Here is a 24,961-nt window from a genome sequence, read left to right on the forward strand (position 1 = left end):
GCCGTCACCCCCTCTCGTCCTGCCCGCAGCTCCACCTGTCGGAGCTCGTAGCGTCCAGTTCTTCTCTGCAGACCGGTGCCGGTCGTCGACGCCGGCACCGGTCTCGTCAGCGTGGTCAGCCCAGCATTCCAGCGGCCGTGCGGGGCGCTGGCGTCAGCGCCTCGCCAACCCGGTCCACCAGCAGGGCCATCTCGTACCCCACCTGGCCGACGTCGGAGCTTCGAGCGGCCAGTACCGCGAACGACGAACCGTCCGATATCGACATGAGGAAGAGGAAGCCGTTGTCCATCTCAACCACTGTCTGCAGCACCGCACCACCCTCGAAACACCGCGCCGCGCCCTGGGTGAGGCTGACCAGTCCGGAGGCGATGGCCGCGAGCTGGTCCGCACGGTCCCGGGGAAGATCCCGGGACGCCGCCAGGAGCAGACCGTCCGCTGAGACCGCAATCGCGTGAGCGACCCCCGGCACGCGATCGGCGAAGTTGGCCAGCAGCCAACCGAGATCCTGCGTAGTTGTCATCCCTCATGCTCCTTGCCAGCCTGCGAGGATTGCTGCCCTCCCGGGGTCGCCCCCGGGTTGGTCGAGTGGTCGTCCTTGGGCTGAGTACGGCCGCGTTGCACACCACGGTGGTACGCGGACAATAGCCCACGGACCGCTTCCGGTGTGCGACGCTGTACCGAACTTGACGCCTTGTCTACGCCACCTGGTACTAGCTGTGCCATCGGGACCCGCTTCGGCAGGCCCGCCTGGGTCTTTTCGGCCACTTCGACATCAGCCGCAGCGCTTGCCGCGCGCCAGCCGTCGTCTGCGGCAGTCTGCCAACTGTCCGGCGGACCCTCGCCACCCCCGCCACCGGCGGCAGCCGGCCGCGAGGTGGCGGCCACCGGCTCCGGCCGGCGCGGCAACGCCGAACCGGGCCTGCCGGCCGTGGTCGCCCCGGCTTCCGACGCCGGAGCGGGAGGCCGGGAGGCGTCCACCTTGGCGATCGGCTGGGTGGTGGCGGTCGAGGCCGCACCACCGGACTGCTTGATCATCGCCCCCGCCGCCGCCCGCGCTTCGTCCGCGGTGGGGCGCCGGGTCCGGAACCAGGCCGACTCCAGCTCGCGGAAGATCGGCAGTTCCATTGTCTCGTCGGCGAACTGCTTGGGTGCCGCTGGCGGGGTGACCGTCGGGTGTTGGGCGGTCGCCGCGTTGTCCGGACCCGACCGGGACACCCTCGGCAGTTCGGCGGTCATGTCCAGCGCCGCAGCGAGCTTCTCCGGCACCGGCGGTGCCGGAGTGTCCCGCTGCTCTGCCGCGACCGGCGGCCAGGCCGGTGGTGCCGCGCTGGGCGGCGGCGCGGCCGAAGGCGCCGGAGCGGCCGGCGGCGGTGTCGCCGACCGCTGCTGGTGCGCCGGTGGCTGCGGTGGGCGTTGGAAGCTGGCCGGCTGCTGGAACGCGGCGGGCTGCGGGGCCGCTGTCGGCGGCACCGGCGGAGCCGAGAACGGCCGCACCGGGGGCGCGGAGACCGGCGGGACGTACGGCTGCCCGCTGACCGGTTGGTGGCCGGTCGGCGCGCCGTGGGTCTCCGGCGAGGTGGCGGCCTGACGCGGAATGCCGCTGGTAGGCGCTGCTCCGGTCACCTCGCCGTCGACTGTCCAGTGATCGTTGGATCGGCGCTGTGGTAGCGGACCGGTGCGCTGCTGACCATTGGCCGGCGGGGCTCCCAGCACGTCGGAGCCGTTGGCACCGTTCGTGCCGTTGGTCGCTCCGGTCAGGTCCGACCAGGCTGGCATCGGGCGGGCCGGGGCGGCCGGCGGTGTCGCCGGGCCACCACCGTTGATCGGCGCCGGTTCGAACGGTCGCGGCGGGGGGCCGGCGGGTGCCGGCGGCTCGGCCGGTCGGCCGCCGAAGCCACCGCCCGACGGCCCGTTGCCGCCCTCCAGCGCAAGGGGTGCGGCGAACGACGGCCGGGCGACGGCGGGCATCTCCTGGCCGCCACCGGAGCCGAACGTGGCCGGGGCGGCGTTGCGGCCGGCGAGGGCCCGCGGAATCAGCACCGAGGTCGGCAGGGTGACGTCGGCGACTGTGCCCCGGTCGGCGGCCGGGCGCAGCTCGACCTTGACACCGTGCCGCTTGGCCAGCCGGGCGACCACGACGAGACCCATCATCCGGGACACCGCCACGTCGACCATCGGTGGGTTGGCCAACCGGTCGTTGAGCTCCCGCAGCTGGTCGGCGCTGACGCCGATACCGCGGTCCTCGACGTAGAGCACGGCACGGTCGCCGACCCGGCGGGCCTCGACCATCACCTGCGAGTCCGGCGGCGAGAAGGCCGTGGCGTTGTCGAACAGCTCGGCGACCAGGTGGACCAGGTCGTTGACGGCGTGCGCGGCGACCTCGATGTCCCGGTCGACCATCCCGAATTCGATCCGGGTGTAGTGCTCGACCTCGGACTGCGCGGCGCGCAGCACGTCGATCAGTGCCGCCGGCTCACGCTGCACGCGGGTAGAGTCCGCGCCGGCGAGAACCAGCAGGTTCTCGTCGTTCCGCCGCATCCGGGTGGCAAGGTGGTCGAGCTGGAAGAGTTCGCCAAGCCGGTCCGGGTCCTCCTCGCCGCGCTCCAACCGGTCCAGGTGGCCGATCAGCCGGTCGACCAGGATCTGTGACCGGCGGGCAAGGTTGACGAACATCGTCGACACCGAGGAACGCAGTGCGGCCTGTTCGGCGGCGGTCTTCACCGCCTCCAGGTGGACCGCGTTGAACGCCTCGGTCACCTGACCGAACTCGTCCTTGCTGCGGACCGGCAGCGGCTCGGCGATCTGGTTGGCCAGTTGCATCGGCGAGCTCTGCGCGGTGACCTGCGGGTCCCGCAGTCGGGCAACAGCATGCGGGAGACCGTGCTGGGCCACGGCGAGCGCGCCCTGGCGCAGTTCACGTAGCGAACGCGCCATCGCCCGGGCGACCAGAGCGGCGAAGAGGATCGCCAGCAGCAGAACGACGAGCAGCAGGATCGTCTCGACCAACAACTGCTGCTGTACGTCGTCGCGCAGGATGGTGGCCTCGTTGACCACGTCGCCGTCGATCTTCTGCTCGACGGTGCGGATCAGGTCCGCGTGTCCGGTCAGCGCCGCGTCCCAGGCGTCGGCGTCGAACGGCGTGTCACGCATCGACTCTTCGTTCTGGCCCCGGATGAAACCGCCGTAGGTGTCCGCTTCCCGCAGCGCCGGTCCGGCCACCGTCTGGTTGTAGAACTCCAGGTCGTCCTGGGTGGCGGCAGCCTCGAAGCTCTGCCGGGACTGGGCCTGGCCGGCCCGGGTACTGATGTAGTCGGTACGCAGTGACGGGGTCAACGCGTTCTGGCTGAACGCCCGCAGCACGACGATCCGCTCGCGGGAGAGGAACTCCTTGTTGCGGGCCAGCGAAGCGGCGGCCCGCATGTGGTCGCTGAGCTCGGTGTCGTTGGCCAGCTGGGCGGCCGAGTCGCGGATGTCGAGCAGGTCGCTGAGCAGCACCTCGTAGGCGCGGGCAGCCTCGGTGAGACGGTAGGTGCCGTCAGCGGTGGCGCTGTTGACCACCTGGCTGCGTACCCCGGGCAGGTCGGCGAGGTTCTGGTCGATCCGGGAGAGCAGGTTACGGAAGTTCACCGGCAGGTCGGTCAGCTCCGCGCGGCGCTGCGAGTACGGCGTCCGGGCCTCGTCGACGGTTTCGTGCAGGGCGTTGTACGCATCGAGGTAGCCCTGCCGGCGCTGCTCGTTCCCGGTGCCGAGCAGGAGCACTGCGGCGGCCCGCTCGTTCTGCAGGTCGTGGACCAGGTCGCCGGAGGCGGCGGCCAACGTGGCAAGCGTGCGCGCCTGGGACGCGTTCCCGGCGGTCTCCAGGTGCCCGATGAGGCCGTTGGTGCCGACCACGATCGTCGCCAGGGTCGGCACGATCATGATCAGACCGAGCTTGGACCAGATCGGCAGATCGTTGAGCCGGCCAACCGGCCGGCGGAGACGCGACAGGAATGAATCTGCCGTCTTCGGCCGCTCGCTCACGTCACCGCCCTCCTCATCGGTGCCGGTCCGTTGCACCGGACACCGCCCATCGGCCGACCCGGGCGGATCGGACCCCCGAGATTCCATCACGACGCCACGCAAAGAGAAAGCCCAGGTGGCTCGTCACTGCGAGTGTGATGCGATGGTTATCCCGACATATGACAAATAGCACTTGCCTGATTACGCTAAGTGAACGCTTCGGTCCGTGTTGCCGGCTTCGAGAGCAACTGTGCTCTCGGAGCGCGACGAGCATCTTACGCCCACCACGTCGAGCCGCCACCACCGATGGGACCCGCCGGACATAGCCCTCCGCGACCAGCCACCGACCGGGTGGCCGGCTACCGGTGGCCCGAACGGGGGACCGCTGTCGGCGGCCGACGGGCCGCCGGCGGGCCGGCTACCAGGTCAGCCGATCAGCTTGGCGTACGCGGGCTTGATGACGTCGTCGATGACCGCCAGCCGCTCGTCAAACGGGATGAACGCACTCTTCATCGCGTTCACCGTCAACCACCGCAACTCCGACCACCCCCACCCGAACGCCTCCACCAACAACCACATCTCCCGCGACATCGACGTCCCACTCATCAACCGGTTGTCCGTGTTCACCGTCACCCGGAACCGCAGATCACGCAACAACCCCACCGGATGCTCACCGATCGAACCCACCGCACCCGTCTGCACATTCGACGACGGACACAACTCCAACGGAATCCGCTTGTCCCGCACATACGACGCCAACCGCCCCAACCGCACCCCACCCCCACCCACCTCGATGTCATCCACAATCCGCACCCCATGCCCCAACCGATCCGCACCACACCACTGAATCGCCTGCCAAATCGACGGCAACCCGAACGCCTCACCCGCATGAATCGTGAAATGAAAATTCTCCCGCTGCAAAAACTCGAACGCGTCCAAATGCCGCGTCGGCGGAAAACCCGCCTCCGCACCCGCGATATCGAACCCCACCACCCCCACATCCCGGTACCGCACCGCCAACTCCGCGATCTCCTGCGACCGCGCCGCATGCCGCATCGCCGTCAACAACGTCCCCACCCGGATCACCCGACCCGCCTCCGCCGCCTCCGCACACCCCGCCGCGAACCCCGCCAACACCGCCTCCACCACCTGACCCAACCCCAACCCCCGCGACAGATGCTGCTCCGGCGCGAACCGCACCTCCGCGTACACCACCCCGTCCGCCGCCAGATCCACCGCACACTCCGCCGCCACCCGGAACAACCCCGCCTCCGTCTGCATCACCGCCACCGTGTGCGCAAACGTCTCCAGATACCGCTCCAACGACCCCGAATCCGCCGCCGACACGAACCACCGACCCAACTCCGACGGATCCGTCACCGGCAACACATGACCCACCTCGTCCGCCAACTCCACCACCGTCGCCGGCCGCAACCCACCATCCAGATGGTCATGCAGCAGCACCTTCGGCGCCCGAACGATCTCCGCCAACGAAACAGCCACCATGGGTGGAGGGTAGTGGGTTCCGACGTCGCACTCCGGCACGGGACACGGGTATCGCCGATGCCGGCGCGGGTGCCGGTCACCAGCCAGGCAGGATGTCTACGATGCTCACCGACGTACTGCCGTACCTGCGCTGCCCGGTCTGCCGCGCGCCGCTCGCCGCCCACGACGGCGGCGTCCCCCGCGCTGGCGACACCAACTGCAACGCCGACGGCGCCGGCGCCGTACGGGCACTGCGCTGCCCGGCTGGACACAGCTTCGACGTGGCCCGGCAGGGCTACGTGGACCTGATGACCGGCCGGGTCCGGCACGCCGGCGACTCCGCCGAGATGGTCGCTGCCCGCGACGAGTTTCTTCGGACCGGGCATTTCGACATGGTCGCCACGGGGCTGGTCGAGGCGGTGGGCAGCCCGGCCCCCGACGACCGGGCCGGGCCGATCGTGGTCGATGCCGGTGCCGGAACCGGGGCCTACCTCGCGGCGGTGCTCGACGCGCTGCCCGGTGCTGTCGGACTCGCCCTGGACCTGTCCAAGGCGGCGGTACGCCGGGCCGCCCGCGCCCATCCGTCGGCCGCCGCGGTCCGCTGCGACACCTGGCGGCCGTTGCCCGTCGCCGACGCCTGTGCCGACCTGGTGCTGAACGTGTTCGCTCCGCGCAACGGCGGGGAGTTCGCCCGGATCCTGCGGCCGCGCGGCGCGCTGATCGTGGTCACCCCGCTGCCCGACCATCTCGGCGAGGTGATCGGCCCCCTCGGGTTGCTCCGGGTGGACCCGGCGAAGGACGACCGTACCGGCGCGGCGCTGCGGCACCACTTCGACCGGGTCGCGCTGCACGTCCTGCGCCGACGGCTGCGCTTGTCGCACCGCGACGTCACCGCGCTGGTACGGATGGGGCCGAGCGCCCGGCACACCGACCCGGCCGACCTGGCCTCGGCGATCGCCGCGCTGCCGGAACCGGTCACCGTCACCGCCGCCGTCCAACTGGCGGTCTACCGCTGCCGGCCGGGCAGCTGACCGAGGACCGGTCAGGTCGACAGGTCGACCTCTTCCCAGCCGGGCGGTGCGTCGTGGTACGGGCCACGGAAGACGACCGCCCATTCCAGGGCCCACCGCCGTTGCCCGATGGCGTTGGCGTCCACCACCCCGGGCAACGGGTCGCCCCGCCGTTCCGCCTCCAGGTAGCCCCAGTCCAGGCAGTAGTAGAAGTCGAGCAGTACGGCGGCCTCGGCCGCGTCGCGGGGGGCGACGAGGGTCCGGGAGCGCCATTGGGCGAAGGTTTCGCCGGCCGCCAGGTTCGGCAGCAACGCCATCAGCCGGTCGTCGGAGACCGCGACCGGGTCGAGATGCCGGGTCAGCCCCAGCACCCAGGCCAACGCGAAGATCGCGTCGTGGTGCAGGACGAACGAGCGGTGGTCGCCGCGCCCCCCGATGACGAACTGCCACTCCGGCGGGGTGACCAGCTCGACCAGATGCGAGTTGAGCAGCCAGCTCATCGCCGCCTGCGGCGGCATCCCGAAGCAGCGGGCCAGCACCAGATGCAGGATCGCGGTGCGGGCCTCGATCTCCGGGGTGGGCCGCAGCTCGACCCCGTCGCCCGGCTCCCAGACCAGCGGAAAGCCGGCCGGAGGCAACGGTAGGCGGAGCCGGCGCAGCTCGTCGAGACTCTCCGCGCGAATGGCCCGGGGGTCAGGAGCGAGTACGGTCACAGGCTTCGTTCCCTGCTAGTCGGCGTCGGCTTCTCTCCTGAACGGACCCCCGGCGAGGCAGGATATCCGCTCTGTGTCACGGGTACCACGACAAGGGGTGTCGGTACGCCGGTCGCGGCGGATCAGGCGATCCGGTCGACGACCAGCTCGGTGGTCGCCGGTGGCGCGTCGGTGAGCTGAACGGGATCCGTCGGGCCGAACCCGCCGGAGAGGGCCGGCAGCACGTCGGCGATCCGACCGGGGTCGTCGGCGCGCAGCTCGACGAGGGGGTCGCCGGCCCGGACCGGCTCCCCCGGCCGGCGGTGCAGGATCACTCCGGCGGCGGCGCTGACCGGATCCTCCTTGCGGGCCCGGCCGGCACCGAGCCGCCAGGCGGCCACCCCGATCGCGCGGGCGTCGACCGCGGCGACGTAGCCGTCCCGGTCGGCGCGGACCAGTTCGGTTTCGGCGGCGACCGGTAGCGGGGCGTGCGGGTTCCCGCCCTGGGCGGCGATCATCGCCCGCCAGGTGTCCATCGCCCGGCCGTCGCGCAGCGCGGCGGCCGGGTCGGCGTCGGGCAGGCCGGCGGCGGCCAGCATTTCGCGGGCCAGCGCGAGGGTGAGGTCGACGACGTCGGCCGGTCCGCCGCCGGCGAGCACCTCCACCGCCTCGGTCACCTCGACCGCGTTGCCGACCGCCCGACCGAGCGGGGTGGACATGTCGGTGAGCAGGGCGACCGTGCGGACGCCGTGTGCGGCGCCCAGGTCGACCATGGTGCGGGCGAGCTGCCGGGCGTCGGCGACCGACGCCATGAAGGCTCCGCTGCCCACCTTGACGTCGAGGACCAGCGCGCCGGTGCCTTCGGCGATCTTCTTGCTCATGATCGAGCTGGCGATCAGTGGGATCGCTTCGACGGTGCCGGTGACGTCGCGCAACGCGTACAGCTTGCGGTCGGCCGGGGCGAGGCCGTCGCCGGCCGCGCAGATGACCGCGCCGACGTCGCGCAGTTGGTCGACGAAGCGGGCGTTGGTCAGGTCCGCCCGCCAGCCGGGGATCGACTCCAGCTTGTCCAGGGTGCCGCCGGTGTGGCCGAGCCCTCGGCCGGACAGCTGCGGTACGGCGGCGCCGCAGGCGGCGACCAGCGGGGTCAACGGCAGGGTGATCTTGTCTCCGACGCCGCCGGTGGAGTGCTTGTCGACGGTGGGCCGGGCGACGCCCGACAGGTCGAGCCGCTCGCCGCTGGCGATCATGGCGGCGGTCCACCGGGCGATCTCGGCGGTGTCCATGCCGCGCAGCAGGATCGCCATGGCCAGCGCCGACATCTGCTCGTCGGCGATCTCACCCCGGGTGTACGCGGCGATGGTCCAGTCGATCTGGGCGTCGCTGAGTCGGCCGCCGTCGCGTTTGGTGCGGATCACGTCCACGACGCCGGCTATCTTGGTGCTGTCACTAGACAAGTCGGTCATACCTTCACGATGGCTCCAGGGTCGCGGGCGACGCTGGAGAGGGCGGGGTAGGAAATCGGCTGCCGGGTGCTCGCGGTGCTGCCGCGCTCGATCAGCCGGTCCAGCGGGTGCTCACCTCGGTCGGCGGGTCACCCTCGCCGGCCCAGGAGACCCCGCCGTCGGCATCGACCACCACCACCCGGTGGGTGCGCGCCCGGCCCCAGGCCACCACCGACTCGGCTGACGGCCAGCTCGGCGCCTCCTCCAGGATGCCCGAGCCGGCCGCCTCGCCGGTAGATTCGGACCGTTCCCAGTAGCCGGTCCAGACCAGCTCGCCGCCGGCCGAGTCGGGGTGTACGAAGACGGTGCCCCGGCCCCGCCACTTGGCCAGCCGGGCCGGCACCGCGGTGTCCGGCGCCACCACCGGGCGGCCGGCGGCGTCGGCCCGCCCGACGTGCTCGGGGCCGACCCGGTCCCGCTCCACCGCGCCACGACCGGCGCCGCGACCGGTGCCCCGGCCGACGCCGACGCCGGGGGCGAGCGCGGCGGCCGCGAGATCCGCCGGGCCGAACGCGTGCGGCAGCAGCTCCGCCACGGTCAACGGCGCCGGCAGCGCCTCGACCTGGCATTCCGGCCCGCCGTGCTCCCACAGCAGTTGGCGGCAGCGCCCGCAGGGCATCAGCGGCTGACCGTCCCCGCCGACACAGGACAACGCCACCAGCCGGCCACCGCCGGTGCTGTGCAGCGACGAGACGACACCGCACTCGGCGCAGAGCACCACGCCGTACGCGGCGTTCTCGACGTTGCAGCCGACGACCACCCGGCCGTCGTCGACCAGCCCGGCCGCGCCGACCGGGAAGTTCGAGTACGGCGCGTACGCGTGCCGCATCGCCTCGGTCGCGGCCCGCCGCAGCTCCACCCAGTCGATCTCCACGACTGCCCTCCTCACCTGCACCGGCCACCGCCACCGGCCGGTCGGCCCGGTTCGTACGACCGGACCTGACCGGCCAGTAGTAAACGGTAACCGGCGTTGATCAGGCTTTGATGTAGGGCTTGCCGTCGGCGGCCGGTGCCCGTACCCGGCCGACCAGTCCGGCGACCGCGAGCAGCGTCGCCAGGTACGGCAGCATCGCCAGGAACTGGCTCGGGATGGCGCTGCTGATCGCCCCCAGGTAGGCGCCGAGCTGGTCGGCGAAGCCGAAGAACAGCGACGCCAGCAGCGCCCCGGTCGGGCTCCACCGGCCGAAGATCATCGCGGCGAGGGCGATGAAGCCCTTGCCGCCGATCATGTTCTTGGTGAACGAGTAGAGCAGCAGGGTGTACGACCCGCCGCCGATCCCGGCCACCATGCCGGCCAGCAGCACGTTGCGGTAGCGCAGCCCCAGCACCCGTACGCCGAGGGTGTCCGCCGCGATCGGATGTTCGCCGATCGACCGGGTCCGCAGCCCCCACCGGGTCCGGAACAACGCCACGTTGATCACCACGACCAGGATCAGCGCCAGGTAGAGGAAGATGCTGCCCCGGAACAACGCCGGCCCGAGCACCGGGATGTCGGACAGCAGCGGGATCTCCCAGGTGCCGAAGTGCGGCGGCTGGTTGTAGGCCGGCTGGTCGGTCTGCATCAACCGCTCGTAGAGGAAGCCGGTCAGACCGATCGCGAACAGGTTCAGCACGATGCCGATGACCACCTGGTCGACCAGGTAGCGGATGGCGAACAGGGCCAGCAGCAGCGAGATGAACGCCCCGCCGAGGGCCGCGGCGATCAGCCCGACCCAGACGTTGCCGGACATGGTGCCGATCAGCGCACCGGCGAACGCACCCATCAGCAGCTGGCCTTCGATGGCCACGTTGACCACCCCGGAGCGTTCGCAGAGCACCCCGGCCAACGAGCCGAAGATCAGCGGCAACGCCAGCAGGAAGGTGCCCCGGACGATGTTGACCATCGGCATGAAGTTCTGCCCGGTCGGCGCGGTGGAGATCTGCCAGCAGAGGAAGCTGACCACGAAGCCGACGATGCCGACGCCGAGCAGCCAGCGGAACCAGCGGGCGCCGTACGGGCTGAGCAGCAGCGCGCCGGCGGCGAGGGTCGCCAGACCGAACAGCACCGCGCCCAGGTTGCCGGGGATCCGCAGCGCGGCCCCGCCAGCGGTCTCGCTGAGCGTGAACCGGGCCTGCTGCTCGGCGGCGAGCGAGCCGAAGACGGCCGCCGCGACCACGCCGGCGGCGACCAGGACGGCACCGCTGATCCGGGTACGGCTCCAGAACCGTTGTGCCACAGCCACCGGTGCGTCAGTTGCGATCATGGTGGACAACGCGGTCACCAGCCCTTCGCCATGCTGGTCTGCAACCGGGCGGACCGCGCCGCCCGGAGCTGGAAGATCGCCTTCACCAGGGCGGGGGCGGCGATGAAGATGACGATCAACGCCTGGAGCACGGTGACCAGTTCCAGCGAGATGCCGGAACCCGACTGCATCGCGTTGCCACCGGCCCGCAGCGCCCCGAACAGCAGCGCCGCCAGCGCGACGCCCCAGGGTCTGACCCGGCCGAGCAGGGCGACCAGGATGCCGTCGAAGCCGATCTGGGCCGCGACCAGCGGGGTCAACGCGTTCGCCGTACTGCCGAGCACCATGTTGGCGCCGCCCAGCCCGGCGAGCCCGCCGGCGACCACCATCAGCAGTACGTACGTGCCGGTGACGCTGATCCCGGCGGTCCGCGCGGCGTCCGGGTTGGCGCCGACGGCGCGCAGTTCGAAGCCGAACGTGGATCGGTTGAGCAGCCACGCGACGGCGGCGGTGACGGCGACCGCCAGCAGGATGCCGGCGTGCACCCGCAGCCCGTCGCCGAGCAGCCGGGGCAGCTGGGCGGTGGTGTCCACCGGCCGGCTGATCGCGTCCGGCCGGTCCGGGTTCTGCACGCCGGGCTGCACGATGATCCAGGTGAGGAAGTACAGCGCCACGTAGTTGAGCATGATCGTGGTGATCACCTCGTGGGCGCCGGTACGGGCCTTGAGGAATCCGGGGAAGAAGCCCCACAGCGCGCCGCCGAGCGCCCCGGCCAGCACCGCGACGACCGCGTGCAGCACCAGCGGCAGTGGCAGCAGGAATCCGGCCAGCGCGGCCACCACGACGCCGATGATCGCCTGCCCTTGGGCGCCGATGTTGAACAGGCCGCCCCGGAAGGCCAACGCCACCGACAGCCCGGTGAAGACCAGCGGCGCGGTGTAGGTCAGCGTCTCGGAGATCGGCCGGAACACCGTCGACCACTCGGTGTCCCCGGCGATCCAGGACCGTACCGCCGCCGGGTCGATCACCGAGCCCTTGAACAGGTTGGCGTACGCCTCGCTGACCAGGGTCCAGCTGGCGGACAGCGCGTCGGCCGGGCGGGCGAAGAAGTAGGTGTAGGTGGCGAGCACCTCCGGGTCGGAGATGATCATCAGTACGCCGCCGATGACGACGGCCAGCAGGAGCGCGAGCACCGTCACGGTGACGGTGTTGGCGGCCCACAGGTTGTGCAGGAAGCGCTGGCCGAGGGAGTCACCGCCGGGGGCGGGCGGGCCGGTGCCGGCGGGCGGCTCGGCGTCGGCCGCGGTGCTGGCGTCGACGGCGGCGTGCGCGGCGGCCGCCGGCTCGGCGTCGGCGGGCGGCTTGTCCGGCGAACCGGCCGACGAGCCGTTGTCGCTGCTCATTGCGTCCCTTCTTGCTCTGCCGGCGGTTCCTGCGCCACCGGCGGGTCGACCGGGTCGCCGGCGGGCTCGGTCCTGCCGGTGACCCCGGCCATCAGCAGGCCGATCCGTTCCCGTGGGGTGTCCGGTCCGACCACGGCGATGATCCGACCGCGGTACATCACCGCGATCCGGTCGGCCAGCCCGATCACCTCGTCCAGTTCGCTGGAGACGACCAGGACGCCGGTGCCGGCGTCGCGTTCGTCGATGATCCGCCCGTGGATGAACTCGATGGAGCCGACGTCGACGCCCCGGGTCGGCTGGGCGGCGATGAACAGCTTCAGCGGCCGGCTCAGCTCCCGGGCCACGATCACCTTCTGCTGGTTGCCGCCGGACAGGGTGCCGACCGCCGCCTGTCCCGAGGACGTACGGATGTCGAACTGGGCGATCCGCTCGGTCGCGGAGGCGGCGATGGCCGCCGGCCGCAGCGCCAGACCGGAGCCGAACGGCGGCTGGTCGTACAGGTCGAGCACCAGGTTCTCGGCGACGCTGAACTCCTTGACCACGCCGTCGATGCTGCGGTCCTCCGGCACGTAGCCGACCCCGGCGCGGAGCACCCGTTTGGTGCTCCAGCCGTCGATCCGCTCGCCGTTGAGGGTGACCGTGCCCGCCGCCGACGGCAGCAGGCCCATGATCGCCTCGACGAGTTCGGTCTGGCCGTTGCCCTGCACTCCGGCGATGCCGAGCACCTCGCCGGCCCGTACGGTCAGGTCGACCCCGTCGACCACCCGTACGCCGCGCTCGTCGTCGACGACCAGGCCGGCCACTTCGAGCACCGGGTCGCCCGGCTGCGCCGGGGTCTTGTCCACGGTGAGGCTGACGCTGCGGCCGACCATCAGCGCGGCCAGTTCGTCGCGGCTCGCGGTCGGCTCGGCGGTGGCGACCGTACGGCCTCGCCGGATCACCGTGATCCGGTCGGCGATCGCCTTCACCTCGCCGAGCTTGTGGGTGATGAAGACGATCGACTTGCCGGCCGCCTTCAGCGACCGCATCACGGTGAGCAGTTCCTCGGTCTCCTGTGGGGTGAGCACGGCGGTCGGCTCATCGAGGATCAGCAGGTCGACGTCGCGGGTCAGCGCCTTGACGATCTCCACCCGCTGCTGGATGCCGACCGGCAGGTCCTCGATCACCGCGTCCGGCTCGACCGCCAGGCCGTACCGGTTGGAGACGTCGACCACCTCGGCGCGGGCCCGTCGCTGGTCTAGGAAGCCGAGCAGCCCGCCCCGGGTGCGTTCGGCACCGAGCATGACGTTCTCCGCCACGGTGAGCACCGGCACCAGCATGAAATGCTGGTGCACCATGCCGATGCCGGCGGTGATGGCGTCCCGTGGGCTGCGGATCTTGATCGGGGTGCCGTCCACCAGGATCTCGCCCTCGTCCGGCTGCAGCAGCCCGTAGAGGACGTTCATCAGGGTCGACTTGCCGGCGCCGTTCTCGCCCAGCAGGGCGTGGATCTCGCCCGGTTCGACGGTCAGGTCGATGTGGTCGTTGGCGACCAGGTCGCCGAAGCGTTTGGTGATGCCGCGCAGTTCGAGTCTCAGCGGAGCCTCCCGGGGAGACTCCGGGCCACCGGCGGGTGCCCGGAGGGGTCGATGGCTGAGGCCGCCCCTGTCACCGGGGTCTGTGGACCCCGGTGACAGGGGCGGGGTGTCGCTCGCGAGGCGCGCCGGGGCAGCCCCGGCGCGCCAGCCGCCGGTTACTCCGGCTGCGCGGCGGAGGTGACCTCGATGGTGCCGGCGATGATGTCCGCCTTGAGCTGCTCGACCTCGGCCTTCAGCTCGTCGGAGACGCGGTCTTCGAACTCGTTGTACGGGGCCAGCGAGACGCCGTTGTTCTCCAGGTTGCCCAGGTAGCCCGGGTCGGCGCTGAGCTCGTCGCCGTTCGCGCCGGCCAGCACGGCCTGCTTCACCGCGTCCGGGATGTTCTTGACCACGGTGGTCAGGAAGGTGTCGCAGTACTGCTCGGCGCTCTCGCAGCCGTCGACGTCGACCCAGATGACGCTGTACGCGCCACCGGCGGCCTGCGCGGCGGCGGCGGTGCCGAGCCCGGCGCCACCGGCGACCGGCATGATCACGTCGGCGCCCTGGGCGACCAGGCTGTCGCCGACCTTCTTGCCCTCGTCCTGCTTGACGAAGTCGTTGGTGAACGAACCGTTCTGGGTCGCCTTGTCCCAGCCGAGCACCTGCACGTCGGCGCTCTTGACCTCGTTGTAGTGGGCGACGCCGTCGACGAAGCCGTCCATGAAGATGGTCACCGGCGGGATCGGCAGGCCGCCGTAGGTGCCGACGACGCCGCTCTCGGAGAAGCCGGCCGCCAGGTAGCCGGCGAGGAACGCGGCCTGGGCGGTGTCGAACTGCATCGGGTAGACGTTGGGCTGGCCGGTCGTGGCGTCGACGATGCCGAACTGCTGGTCCGGGTTGGCCTCGGCGACCGCCTTGGTGGCGTCGCCCATCAGGCCGCCGACGGCGAGGATGAAGTCGCAGTCCCCGGTGACGTAGCCGGTCAGGTTCGGCTCGTAGTCGGCCTCGGCGCTGGAGGCGACGTAGTCCCCGTCGACCGCGTCGTTCTCGCTCTGCGCCGCCTCGATGCCGGCCCAGGCCGAGGCGTTGAAGGACCGGTCGTCGATGCCGCCGACGTCGGTCACCATGCACGCCTTGTACGCCTCGGTGGGCTCGCCACCGGTGCCGTCCGTGCCTTCGTTATCGGGTGCCTCGCCGCACGCGGCAGCGGTGAGCGCCAGCCCACCCGCCGCGAACATCGAGACGATCCGCATCCCACGCGTAGCGCGCAAGACGGTCTCCTTCCATTGCACACCGCAGACTGTCGCGGCATCGCGTCCCCACCCGGCCGGTCGGACCGGACGTACTTTGGACGGGAGCGTACGCGCGGTCCCGTCCACCGGCCGACAATCGTGCACGACTGTTGAGCCGCCGTTACCCTCGCGTAACTCTCCCGTGCGGGAGGTCACCCACGGATCCGCAGCATCGCTCCCGCCGCCGACCCTATAAGGGGCGGCAGCGGGTCGTCGGCGGTTCACCCGGTCGTGACCGGGGCAGGTGACGGCACGGTCGGTCGCCGTACGGTGGCGTGGTGTCAGCGCCAGAAGACGGCGACGGCGGCGTTGACCAACGTCAGCACGATGATCGCCAGGAAATGCCCCTTGTTGACCGATTCGCGCTTACGGGAGAAGAAGACCATCGCCAGGATGGCGAGCCCGAGCACCAGTTTGGTAACGAGTTTCGCCGGGGCCGGCTCGGCGCCGTCGCGCAGCGGCGCGGACAGCCCGATGCCGGTGACCACCTGGATGACCGCACCCCACAGCATGGCCGGGTTGATCCGGATGTGACCGCTGAACCACTGGACGGCGGCACCACCGAGCAGCAACGCGAACCCGATCAGGTGGGCGTAGAGCAGTACGAGTCTGAGAGCTTCCACGACCTGCATCCTCCCGTACCGTGGCCGCCCGGACCGCCCCCGGGGTCCGACGCGGCCGGGACGGGCCGGATCGTCCACCAGCAGGCACCCACCCAGCACCCGGCGAGCAGCAGACTGCCGGCCAGATCGAGCGGATGATGCACCCCCCAGTAGAGCCGGGACAGCCCGACGCCGGTCGGCGCGAGCACGGCGGCCACGACCGCCGCCCAGCGTGGCCAGCCTCGGGACCAGTGCCAGACCAGCAGGGCGACGGCGAGGTACAGGCACGCCGGCGCGGCCAGGTGCCCGGACGGAAAACTCGCCGTCGGCGGGATCTCCTCCCCGAGCCGCGGCACAGCGGGCCGGTCGCGGGCGACCACGCCGGACGAGGCAAGGAACAGCGTGATCTCACCGACCATCACCGCCGCGAGGAAGATCACGGGTCGCAGCCGCCGACGTGACGCGACGATCACGACCCCGGCGCCGAGAGCCCCGGCCGTGGACCAGTTGGTGTCGCCGAACCGGTTGCCGGCCGCCGCGACCGGATCGAGCGTGCTGTCGCGGTGCGCGACGAACCACTCCACCGCCGCCTGGTCGGCGGCGACCAGCGCGGAACCGGCCAACGGTCCGGTGACCAGCAGGCCGGCACCGACCAACAGGCCGAAGGTGAACACCCAGGCCGCCGCCAGGCAGGTGGCGGTCCGCCAGGGCCGGGGCAGGACGGTCTGCTCGTTCGGCGCGGCCCGCAGACCCTGGTCGACCCGGCTCCGGCCCTCAGGCGTGGCCCCGACGGCCAACAGGTCGTCGCCGGTCAGCCGGCGGTAGCCGGCCACGGTCACCGCCAGCCAGCCCAGACCCAGCAGCCAGCCGACGGCGACGGCGCCGAGCGGCGGCCCACCGAGCAGCCAACGGAGCACCTCCAACCCGATGGCCAGCGACGCGGCGGTGACGACAGCCGGTATCCGCCACCGAGGTGCCGCCGCCGGCAGAAACACCAGCAGCAGTACGCCGTACGCCACGACCGAGGCGACCGCCGACCGGCTGGACAAGCTCAGCTCGACCAGTTGGAAGGCCACCGCGCCGCCGGCGGTGACCACGACGTATCCGGCGAGCCGGGGCCGCCGACGGATCAGCAGGTACGCGGTAGCCAGCAGCAGTACCCGTACCAGCATGATGTCGCCGCCGAAGTCGGTGACTCCGTGCAGCACCTCGCTCCCGACGCCGCCACCCGCAGTGAGCACAGCCATGCCCGGCTGCGCTACCCGCTGACGCGGCTGCCCCAAACCGGCGGGTGAATCCACCAGTCGGTCGGGGACCGGTCACCAGGTCGCGGTGCGGCGCAGCCGTCGCGGTCGACCGTCGGGGTCGTAGAACAGGCGGTACGGCGGGGTGGCCCACGCCCGGGTGAACGTGGACAGCTTCGCCGGGTCGTGCCGGCGCAGCCGCCCGGCCGGCCGCGGCCCCCGGCGGCCGTCGCGGTACCAGGCGTCCAGCGTGTCCGCCGCCGCGCCGACGGCCCGGACCGTGTCGGCCGGGTCGAGCAGGTCGTGGTCCCAGCTGCCGTCCGGGGCCCGGTCCAGATGCTCGCGCAGCAGGGTGAGCCGCAGATCCCGGGCGAAGGTACGGGCGTGGTCGCCCAGCCCGGCCGGGTCGTACGGGGCACGCGGGTCCCGGGTGTCGTCGAGGACCGCGCAGGACAGTTCGCTGTCGTGGGTCCAGGAACGCCGGTTGAAGTTGTCGCTGCCGACGCTGGCCCAGACGTCGTCGACGACGCACACCTTCGCGTGCACGTACACCGGGGTCCCGGCGTGGTTCTCCACGTCGAACACGTGCACCCGGTCCGGGTCGGCCCGGCGGCAGACGTCGATGGCGTGTTCCCGGCCGACCACGTTCGGCGGCAGCGCCAGCCGGCCGTCCACGTCGGGGTGACGCGGCACCACGACGATCAGATGCAGGTCGGGGTTGGCCCGCAGGGCGTCGGCGAACAACTGCGCGACCTGCGACGACCACATGTACTGGTCCTCCAGGTAGATCAGCCGGCGGGCCCGACGGATCGCCTTGGCGTAGCCGAGGGCCACCGTACGCTCGCCGTGCGGCGCGTACGGGTAGGGCCGTGACTTCGCCGGATAGGTACGCAGCACCTGCACGGCGTGCGGGCCGCAGGCCGCCGGCGGGTCCGCCGGTGCCGGCAGCGGCCCGCCCCGGGCCGGGCGCCCGGCCAGCCGGTCCCGCAGCATCGCGACCGGGTTGCCCCGCCGCAGCGCGGCCGGGTCGGTCCACCGTTCCCGGAAGGTCAGGTCGAGCGCGGCGACGACCGGGCCGCGCAGCTCCAACTGGACGTCATGCCAGGGTGGCCGGTCGCCGTACCGGGGCGACATGCTCACCGGCTGCGGATCGCCCAGGTGGGCGGCGTCGTCGCGCCGGCTGTGGCACAGGTCGATCCCGCCGGCGAAGGCGACGTCCCGTTCCGGCCGGCCGGGGTGGCGGGCCACCACCAGCTTCTGGTGGTGCGAGCCGAACCGGCGTACCCGCTGGTCGAGCAGCACCTGGCCACCGTCGTCGTTGATCTCCTCGGCCAGGTTGCGGTTCTGCTCCGCGCTGTAGATCAGCACGTCGAGGTGGGAGCGCCAGACCAGGCCACGGACCGCCACGCCCCGGCCAGCGGCGGCGGAGAGCAGATCGGCCACGGTCGGCCCGTCCGGGCGCAGCCGCTGGTCGGGGTCGCCCCGCCAGTCGGTGAAGAACAACTGGTCGCCGTCGCCCATCGCGGCGACGACCTCGACCAGGCGGTCGAAGTACGCGGCCCCGTGCACGTGTACGCGTACCTGGTTGCCCTCGGACCACGCCGGCAACCCAGAGGCCGGGTTGCCACGCTGCTCCCCGGTGAGGAACCAGTCGTCGATCGGCATCCGTACCTCCCTCCGGCCGGTCGGCGCGGTCGGCTTGCAGCTACCCCGGAACGCGGCCGGCGACACCTGCCCCGATGGTGCGGTCGCTGCGGCGACGGGGCAGCCCCGCCCGTCCTCAGCATGCTCACAGCGCGTCTGCAGCATCATCGCCCGCATGCGAGCGGTGATGTTCGACGCGTACGGCCCGCCCGACGTGCTCACCCAGGTCGATCTGCCGACACCCGTACCCCGTGGCGACCAGGTGCTGATCCGGGTGCACGCCACCACGGTGACCTCCGCCGAGTGCGGGATGCGCCGGGGTGAGCCCCGGTGGGGCCGGGCGATCATCGGTCTGCGTCGTCCGCGCAAGGGAATCCGGGTGCTCGGGCTGGAGTTCGCCGGCGAGGTCACCGCGACCGGGCCGGCGGCCAGCCGGTTCCGGGTCGGCGACCGGGTCTTCGGCTTCACCGGCTTCGGCGTCGGGGCGAACGCCGAGTACAAGTGCCTGTCGGAGCGGGCGTCGATGACAACGATGCCGGCGAATGTGACGTACCCGCAGGCTGCCGCGACCGTCGACGGCTTCACCACCGCCTGGCACTTCCTGCATGACCTGGCCGGCCTGCGACCCGGCCAGAAGGTGCTGGTCGTCGGCGCCTCCGGCAGCATCGGCACGTACGCCGTCCAGCTCGCGAAGCACCTCGGCGCCGAGGTGCACGGCGTGTGCAGCGGCCGCAACGCCGAGTTGGTCGGCTCGCTCGGCGCACACCGGGTGTTCGACTACACCGCCGAGGATTTCACCGCCAGCGGCGAACGCTACGACGTGGTCTTCGACACGGTCGGTCGCAGCTCGTTCGCCCGGTGCCGGCCGGTGCTCGCCCGGCGCGGCTGCTACCTGCCGACGACCGGGCTGATGACGAACAGCCTGCTGACGGCCGGCACGGCTGTCGGCGGCGGCCGGCGGGTCCGGACCGGGATGTCGGTACGCAAGCACACCGCCCTGGCCGCGCTGCGGGACCTGCTCGGCGACGGCCGGCTCCGGGTCGTCATCGACCGCAGCTACCCGTTGGCCGAGATCGTCGAGGCCCACCGGTACGCCGACAGCGGGCACAAGGTCGGCAACGTCGTGATCACCGTGGTGGACGGCGACGCCCCGCCTTGGTGAGCCGGTGTTCGGGCCGGCCGCGTGATCGGTGTTTGTCACCGAGGTGGCAGCGGTGCACAAGCCCTGAGTGGCGACGCGCCGTGCACGCGGCTCGGGAACCCAAGGTGTCTTCGCAGGGTTGATGCCACAGGTGCATCAAGATGCACCTGTGGCATCAAACCCGAACCGGTACCCCGACCCGATGAGGTGGCGCTGTGTCGAGCGGCCGGGGCGTGCCTGACGATCCCCTTCGTTACGGCCGCCGCTCGGGTGACGTCAGGACCGGTCGGCGGCTCAGCCGGACGGAAGCTGAGCAGGTGCGGGGTTGTCATGGGTGGCTGGTGACGGGGATGGTCCAGGTCGGTCGAGGCGGGTTGCGGTGATGAATCCGAGCAGCAGACCGACGGCGATCGCGCCCGGTAGGTACGGCACACCGTCGTAGGCTCGCCCGTACTCCATCGGGAAGAGCACGAGCAGGGACAGGACCACGCCGACGGTCACGGTGCCGGGCGTGGCGAGGATCCCGACGATGAACAGCGGCAGGGCGAGGAGCATCCGTTGCCCGAGGCGTCGCAGGGAGGCAGTTCGGCCGCGGATCGCGACGATCGTCCAGGCCGCTACGGGGACCGCCAGTCCCGGTGCCGCCGTGACGGACAGGTAGTCGACCATCAGCCATTCTCCAGAGAGGGTGGGCTCGGGAGAGTACTGGTAGTAGAGGACACCACCGATGGCGGTCAGCAGTGCGAAGGTGGCGGGTAGCCGCCAGTACGGCCCGCTCAACTGGCGACTGGACGTGGCCAGGACACCCATGGCGGCGACAATGGCGAGTACGGTCGGCAGGCCGACTGCGACCAGCAGCAGGACGGGCGGCGCCTGCCTGTCCCCCAGGTACAACCGGGCGAGGAAGCCGCCCGGGACGAGGAACGCGGCCAGCACGGTGATGGTGATGACGAGCCGGCGTGGTCGCCGGGGTGGCCGCCGGGTCACGGCCGGGTTGGTCGAGGCCGTCCAGACGGCGATGCCGAGGATGATCCCGCCCGCGGCGAGCCAGGGCAGCAACCGGGGCGTCGTCCAGCCGCCGCGCACCACCGCCATGTTCACCCCCAGCAGTACGGCCGAACCGGCCAACGTCGGCAGCAGGGGTCGGCCACGGTAGGCGGCGGCGAGGAGCATGCACAGGGCGGCACAGACGATGCCGGAGAGCTGAAGCTCATGCATCCACACCCGCTCCTCCTCACCCGACCACCCGGGCCAGCCGGCGGGCTGCGGGGGCAGCAGCGAGCCGTCCGGCATTATCCGGCTGGGCCAGGAGTTCTGCACCCCGATGTTGGGCGTCAGGTAGGTCAGCGTCACCGCCCAGGCCAGGACCGAGTAGATCGCGCCTGCCAATGCGACGCGGTGCCACCATGGGCCACGCGCAGCGGCCGGGACCTGGCTGGCCCTGACCTGATTGGGCTCGATCGCGGACAGCGGGGTAATCGCTGGAGTCACAGTCGCGGACGGCGCTGCGGACGCGGTCGGCACTGCGGACGTGCTCGGCACTGCGGACGCGGCAGAGCGGAGCGGTCTGGCCAGCCGTACCGTGTGGGCCAGCGCGAGCACCACCGCGATGAACACGAGCCCGGGCAGGACCGGCAGAACGGTCTCGATCGGCAGCGAGTCGCCCTGGTCGTGGTAGGAAAACAACAGTAAGGGCCCTCGGCCGAGGTATGCCAGCCACCACCAGGGCCGTCCTGCCGCCACGGCCGGTGTCTGAGGTGCCTGCAGCACCATGGCGTAGGCGGTAGCCAGCGTCAGGGCAGGAGCGGCGAGCCCGGCCAGGATGGTGGCCGACACCCGACGCGCCCGGCGGGACAGCGCGGCGACACCCGCCGCCACCGGCGGGAGCAGCACCGACAGGCACAGGGCTGCGACGACGGCGAACAAGGCGCCGTCCCAGACCTGGTTCACGGCACGCGCGAGCACATCGACGGCGAGCAGGCCGGCGATCACCGGTAGCGTCGCCCACCCGCAGCCTGCCACGCCGAGCGCCCGGCCGGCACGCCGCCGGAGCAGCCGCCGGGCCAGCAGCGTGCCGACCGTTGCCGCGAGGGCCACATGAACCACGTAGTTCAGGGCCAACAGGGAGATCGCCGTGGCAGGCGTGTACCGCAGCCAACCGGTCAACGGCCCCAGGGAGACCGTCGCCGCCATTGCCAGCACCAGGCTGAACAGGGGCGCGAGGAACAACCATCCCGCGTGTGCCCGTACCTGCGACGGTCCGCGCAGCCAGGGCAGCGGCGCCGGGTCGGCACCTGGTGGGCGGGCGAGCGCGAGACTGGCCGCGAAGCGAAGCTGCCGCCACTTCCGTAGCGCAGCGACAACGCTTTCCTCATGGCCGAGTGCGTGTAGCTCGCCGGCCCACTCCCGGCTCATCTCCTCGCGCAGGTGTGCCGGCCAACGCCGTGCCGCCACGGCCAGCAGCCAATCGGCGATCCGCTGGGACACGCCGTTCACCACCCCGGCGCCGACGTGAAGGTCGCGGCGTCGGCGGCCCGAGTGCCACCGGCGCCGCGCGGGCGCAGTTTCGCCCGCAGGGCCGCGAGCTCGGCGCGGGCCGCCACCGCCCCCTCCGGTGTCAGACGGTGGTAGCGCCGGGCAGGCCGTCCTTCTGTGCTGGGGTCGATGTCCTCCCAGTCGGCCCGTAGCCAGCCTGCTTCCTGCAGCCGGGCCAGGATCGGATACAAGGTGCCGCTGGGCTGACCGGTGGCCTGCATGAGTTCCAGGCCGTACCGGCCAGTCTGCGGGTCATCGAGCAGCACCGCCAACACCTGGGCCACGCTGGTGGTGACCCGGACACGTTCGGTCATGGATGGACCATACTCGTTTCGCTACATAGGGTCCATCCCCCGATCCGACCTGGCTGCGCCAAGACGCCTTCGCGGCCACTGTTCAGGGTTGCAGCCACCACGGACTGCTGTACGCCACCCCGAAGTCGTTGCACGGGTGCCCGGCCGGGCCGGGCGTCGGGTTGACCAGCTCCGGGTCGGAGACCCGCAGCACGACCCAGTCGCCGTCGGCGACGTCGAGCGGCACGGTGAAGTCGGCGACCGACCCGGCGACGGTGTCGACGACGTCGACGACGGTCGGCACCGAGGTCCCGGGGCGCAGCACCTGGATCCGCAGCGGCTTGCCGTCCCAGACCGCACCCCGGTCCAGGTCCACCTGGAACCGGACGTCACCGGCGGCCAGGCCGAGGACCCCACCCATCCGTACGCCGTTGGCGGTCGCGTCGAGCCGCAGTCCGGATACCCGGGTGGCGAAGCAGCGACGGGCCGCCATCGCCTCGAACACCGCCGCGCGGGTGTTCTCGGCGACCCACAGGCCGCTGCGGCCCTTGCCCTCATGGAAGCCCCAGGTGGTGCCGTGCTCGTCGGTGACCCCGGTCAGACCGGGCCGCCAGCCGGCGTTGAGGCAGGCCACCAGCGGCGAGGCCGTCCGGGACGACCAGCCTTCAAACAGGTAATCGTCGGTGCGGTTGAACATCTCCAGGCCGACGAGCTGCGGGCGGGCCGAGGCGTCGTACGAAAAGTTGTCGAACCGGCCGATCTCCCGGCCCGGATGGTTGAAGCTGGCCAGGCCACCCGGCCGCCCGACCAGCCACCGGTAGAGGCTGCCGGGGCTGCCGGCCCGCAGCAGGTCGGCGAAGTCCGAGGTGTTCCACACGTTGATGTGGCCCTGCAACGGGTGCGACCACTCGAAGCCGCGGATCGCGGTGAACTGGCCGGGGTCGTCGGCCGCGTTGGCGAGGTCTCCGGTGGCCCGCCACTCGGACTGGCTGAGCCCGCTGATGGCGAACATCGTCGCGTGGTCGGTGAGCGCGGCGACGTCGAGCCCGGCCTCGCGCATCGAGGCGAACGCGTCGTCGGCGCTGCCGTCCCCGTCGGACATGACGGTGTGGTTGTGCAGGTCGGCGTGGACCAGGGTGGTCCCCTGGCTGATCCGCGACGCCCGGGACGCGCCGGGCGCGGCCACGGCCGACGCACCGGCCGACGTCGCACCGGCTGTCATCGCGGTGGCGGCCCGCGCGGTGCCGGGGACGGCGGCGAGCATCAGCATGCCGCCGGCGGCGGCCAGCATTGATCTGCGTCCGAGGCCGCCGGCCGGGTGCGAGGCGGGGTCGATCTGGCCGTACGGCAGCTGGCCCGTCTGGTGGTCGTCGGGTGTGTGATGGCAGTGGTGGGGGTGTGATCCACTCATGCCAATCATTAGATCGATATAAGTCTTTCCAGCACGCTGCACCGAGTTGTCCGGCAGACGAACACCACACGTCTCACCCGACGGGGCCCACCCGCCGACTGTGGTTCGGCATGATCACTTAACCTGCAGCTGGGAGAGCGTCGGCGTGTCGCCCAGCAGAACGTCAAGTGATCATGGAGCAAGGTGCCTGACTGGCGCGACCCACTTGGCGCCAGAGCAGGGTGCTACCGCGCCGCCGACCCTATTTGCGGTGCTCTGCAGGGCCGGTGGCGCGGTAGAAGACGAAGCTGGCGAGTCGACCGAGCCGACCACGACTGCGGCCGTTCTCCGTACCGCCGATCAGGCCGGCCTCGGCGAGCGCGGCCAGCACCCGCTCGGGCCGGCTGGCCACCACCCGGGGATCGTTGTGCAGACGTCCGGACCCGTGGCCCGGGGCCGTACCGTCGATGTCGACGACGTGGAACTGGCCACCGGGGCGCAGCACCCGGCGGACCTCCCGCAGCGTGCGGCCCCGTTCCTCATCGGCCAGGTGGTGCAGCATGAACGCGGACAACACCCGGTCGACGCTGGCGTCGGGCAGCGGCAGGTCGCCAGCGAAGGCGACCTCGTAGCGGATCGGCAGCTTGGCGCGGGCGGCCTTGCGCCGGGCCAGCCGCAGCGCACCCTGGTCCGGGTCGATGCCGACAGCGTCGACGTCCGGCTGCCGGCGCAGCAGCGCCCGCAGCAAGTTGCCGGTGCCACAGCCGATCTCCAACACACGCTGGCCGGGCCGGATCTCGGCCCGGTCGAGCAACTGCTGGTGCACCCGCCCCGCGCCGACGAGCCGGCTGAACGGGTCGTACAGCGGCAGCAACCACTGCCGCCCCATCGCGGGCAGGTAGTGCTGGTGGGGACGACTGGCGCTGCCCTGTCCGGTCATGTCACCCT

19 protein-coding genes are annotated in these 24,961 nt (G+C 71.7%); 2 read left to right on the forward strand and 17 right to left on the reverse strand.

What is annotated here, in order from left to right:
* Positions 1 to 115 precede the first annotated feature (115 nt).
* The 3 genes from O7629_RS21675 to O7629_RS21685 form a co-directional block, all read right to left on the reverse strand.
* Positions 116 to 520 (reverse strand): roadblock/LC7 domain-containing protein, encoded by a 405-nt coding sequence (locus O7629_RS21675; protein WP_278171351.1) that lies wholly within the window; start codon positions 518 to 520, stop codon positions 116 to 118.
* Positions 517 to 4,020 (reverse strand): nitrate- and nitrite sensing domain-containing protein, encoded by a 3,504-nt coding sequence (locus O7629_RS21680; RefSeq protein ID WP_278171352.1) that lies wholly within the window; start codon positions 4,018 to 4,020, stop codon positions 517 to 519. Before O7629_RS21680 ends, O7629_RS21675 begins: the two co-directional genes overlap by 4 nt.
* Before the next feature lie 405 nt (positions 4,021 to 4,425).
* Complete coding sequence (locus O7629_RS21685) at positions 4,426 to 5,505, reverse strand: adenosine deaminase (RefSeq protein WP_278171353.1); 1,080 nt, start codon at positions 5,503 to 5,505, stop codon at positions 4,426 to 4,428.
* Between the two features lie 101 nt (positions 5,506 to 5,606).
* Here O7629_RS21685 and O7629_RS21690 point away from each other — a divergent pair, with 101 nt between their 5' ends.
* On the forward strand, positions 5,607 to 6,515 hold the full coding sequence (locus O7629_RS21690) for a putative RNA methyltransferase (RefSeq protein ID WP_278171354.1): 909 nt from the start codon (positions 5,607 to 5,609) through the stop codon (positions 6,513 to 6,515).
* 11 nt (positions 6,516 to 6,526) lie between these two features.
* Here O7629_RS21690 and O7629_RS21695 read toward each other — a convergent pair whose 3' ends face one another.
* The 10 genes from O7629_RS21695 to O7629_RS21740 all read right to left on the reverse strand — a co-directional run bounded on the left by O7629_RS21695 (position 6,527) and on the right by O7629_RS21740 (position 18,675).
* A complete protein-coding gene (locus O7629_RS21695; RefSeq protein ID WP_278171355.1) occupies positions 6,527 to 7,207 on the reverse strand; it encodes a DUF4272 domain-containing protein in 681 nt (226 codons plus the stop codon).
* 122 nt (positions 7,208 to 7,329) lie between these two features.
* Positions 7,330 to 8,652, reverse strand: a complete 1,323-nt coding sequence (locus tag O7629_RS21700) for a thymidine phosphorylase (RefSeq protein ID WP_278171357.1) — start codon at positions 8,650 to 8,652, stop codon at positions 7,330 to 7,332.
* 91 nt (positions 8,653 to 8,743) lie between these two features.
* Positions 8,744 to 9,565 carry a cytidine deaminase gene (locus O7629_RS21705; RefSeq protein WP_278171359.1) on the reverse strand — a complete coding sequence of 274 codons (822 nt, stop codon included), beginning with the start codon at positions 9,563 to 9,565 and terminating at the stop codon, positions 8,744 to 8,746.
* A 100-nt stretch (positions 9,566 to 9,665) separates the two neighbouring features.
* Entirely contained in the window at positions 9,666 to 10,934 is a 1,269-nt protein-coding gene (locus O7629_RS21710; RefSeq protein ID WP_278174619.1) for an ABC transporter permease, read from the reverse strand.
* A gap of 14 nt (positions 10,935 to 10,948) precedes the next feature.
* On the reverse strand, positions 10,949 to 12,316 hold the full coding sequence (locus O7629_RS21715; protein WP_278171361.1) for an ABC transporter permease: 1,368 nt from the start codon (positions 12,314 to 12,316) through the stop codon (positions 10,949 to 10,951).
* A complete protein-coding gene (locus O7629_RS21720) occupies positions 12,313 to 13,893 on the reverse strand; it encodes an ABC transporter ATP-binding protein (protein ID WP_278174620.1) in 1,581 nt (526 codons plus the stop codon). Before O7629_RS21720 ends, O7629_RS21715 begins: the two co-directional genes overlap by 4 nt.
* 155 nt (positions 13,894 to 14,048) lie before the next feature.
* Entirely contained in the window at positions 14,049 to 15,125 is a 1,077-nt protein-coding gene (locus O7629_RS21725) for a BMP family ABC transporter substrate-binding protein (protein WP_278174621.1), read from the reverse strand.
* 320 nt (positions 15,126 to 15,445) lie between these two features.
* Positions 15,446 to 15,787, reverse strand: coding sequence for a hypothetical protein (locus tag O7629_RS21730; RefSeq protein ID WP_278171362.1), 342 nt, complete (start codon positions 15,785 to 15,787; stop codon positions 15,446 to 15,448).
* Positions 15,748 to 17,013 carry a phosphatase PAP2 family protein gene (locus tag O7629_RS21735; RefSeq protein ID WP_278171364.1) on the reverse strand — a complete coding sequence of 422 codons (1,266 nt, stop codon included), beginning with the start codon at positions 17,011 to 17,013 and terminating at the stop codon, positions 15,748 to 15,750. The genes O7629_RS21730 and O7629_RS21735 overlap by 40 nt, the downstream gene beginning before the upstream one ends.
* A gap of 72 nt (positions 17,014 to 17,085) precedes the next feature.
* Positions 17,086 to 18,675 (reverse strand): phospholipase D-like domain-containing protein, encoded by a 1,590-nt coding sequence (locus O7629_RS21740; protein WP_278171365.1) that lies wholly within the window; start codon positions 18,673 to 18,675, stop codon positions 17,086 to 17,088.
* Positions 18,676 to 18,829: 154 nt separating this feature from the next.
* Here O7629_RS21740 and O7629_RS21745 point away from each other — a divergent pair, with 154 nt between their 5' ends.
* Positions 18,830 to 19,816: an NAD(P)-dependent alcohol dehydrogenase gene (locus O7629_RS21745; RefSeq protein ID WP_278171367.1), complete on the forward strand. Its 987-nt coding sequence runs from the start codon at positions 18,830 to 18,832 to the stop codon at positions 19,814 to 19,816.
* 273 nt (positions 19,817 to 20,089) lie between these two features.
* On the opposite strand, the gene O7629_RS21750 is transcribed toward O7629_RS21745, so the two are convergent.
* The 4 genes from O7629_RS21750 to O7629_RS21765 all read right to left on the reverse strand — a co-directional run bounded on the left by O7629_RS21750 (position 20,090) and on the right by O7629_RS21765 (position 24,953).
* Positions 20,090 to 22,282: a hypothetical protein gene (locus tag O7629_RS21750; protein ID WP_278171369.1), complete on the reverse strand. Its 2,193-nt coding sequence runs from the start codon at positions 22,280 to 22,282 to the stop codon at positions 20,090 to 20,092.
* 5 nt (positions 22,283 to 22,287) lie between these two features.
* Positions 22,288 to 22,644, reverse strand: a complete 357-nt coding sequence (locus O7629_RS21755) for a PadR family transcriptional regulator (protein WP_278171370.1) — start codon at positions 22,642 to 22,644, stop codon at positions 22,288 to 22,290.
* Between the two features lie 82 nt (positions 22,645 to 22,726).
* Positions 22,727 to 24,034: a CehA/McbA family metallohydrolase gene (locus O7629_RS21760; RefSeq protein ID WP_278171371.1), complete on the reverse strand. Its 1,308-nt coding sequence runs from the start codon at positions 24,032 to 24,034 to the stop codon at positions 22,727 to 22,729.
* 241 nt (positions 24,035 to 24,275) lie between these two features.
* Positions 24,276 to 24,953: a methyltransferase domain-containing protein gene (locus O7629_RS21765; RefSeq protein WP_278174622.1), complete on the reverse strand. Its 678-nt coding sequence runs from the start codon at positions 24,951 to 24,953 to the stop codon at positions 24,276 to 24,278.
* Between the last annotated feature and the right edge of the window lie 8 nt (positions 24,954 to 24,961).

Origin of the sequence: Solwaraspora sp. WMMD792, from assembly GCF_029626105.1 — a bacterium.
In the GTDB taxonomy this organism is placed as follows: Bacteria; Actinomycetota; Actinomycetes; order Mycobacteriales; family Micromonosporaceae; genus Micromonospora_E.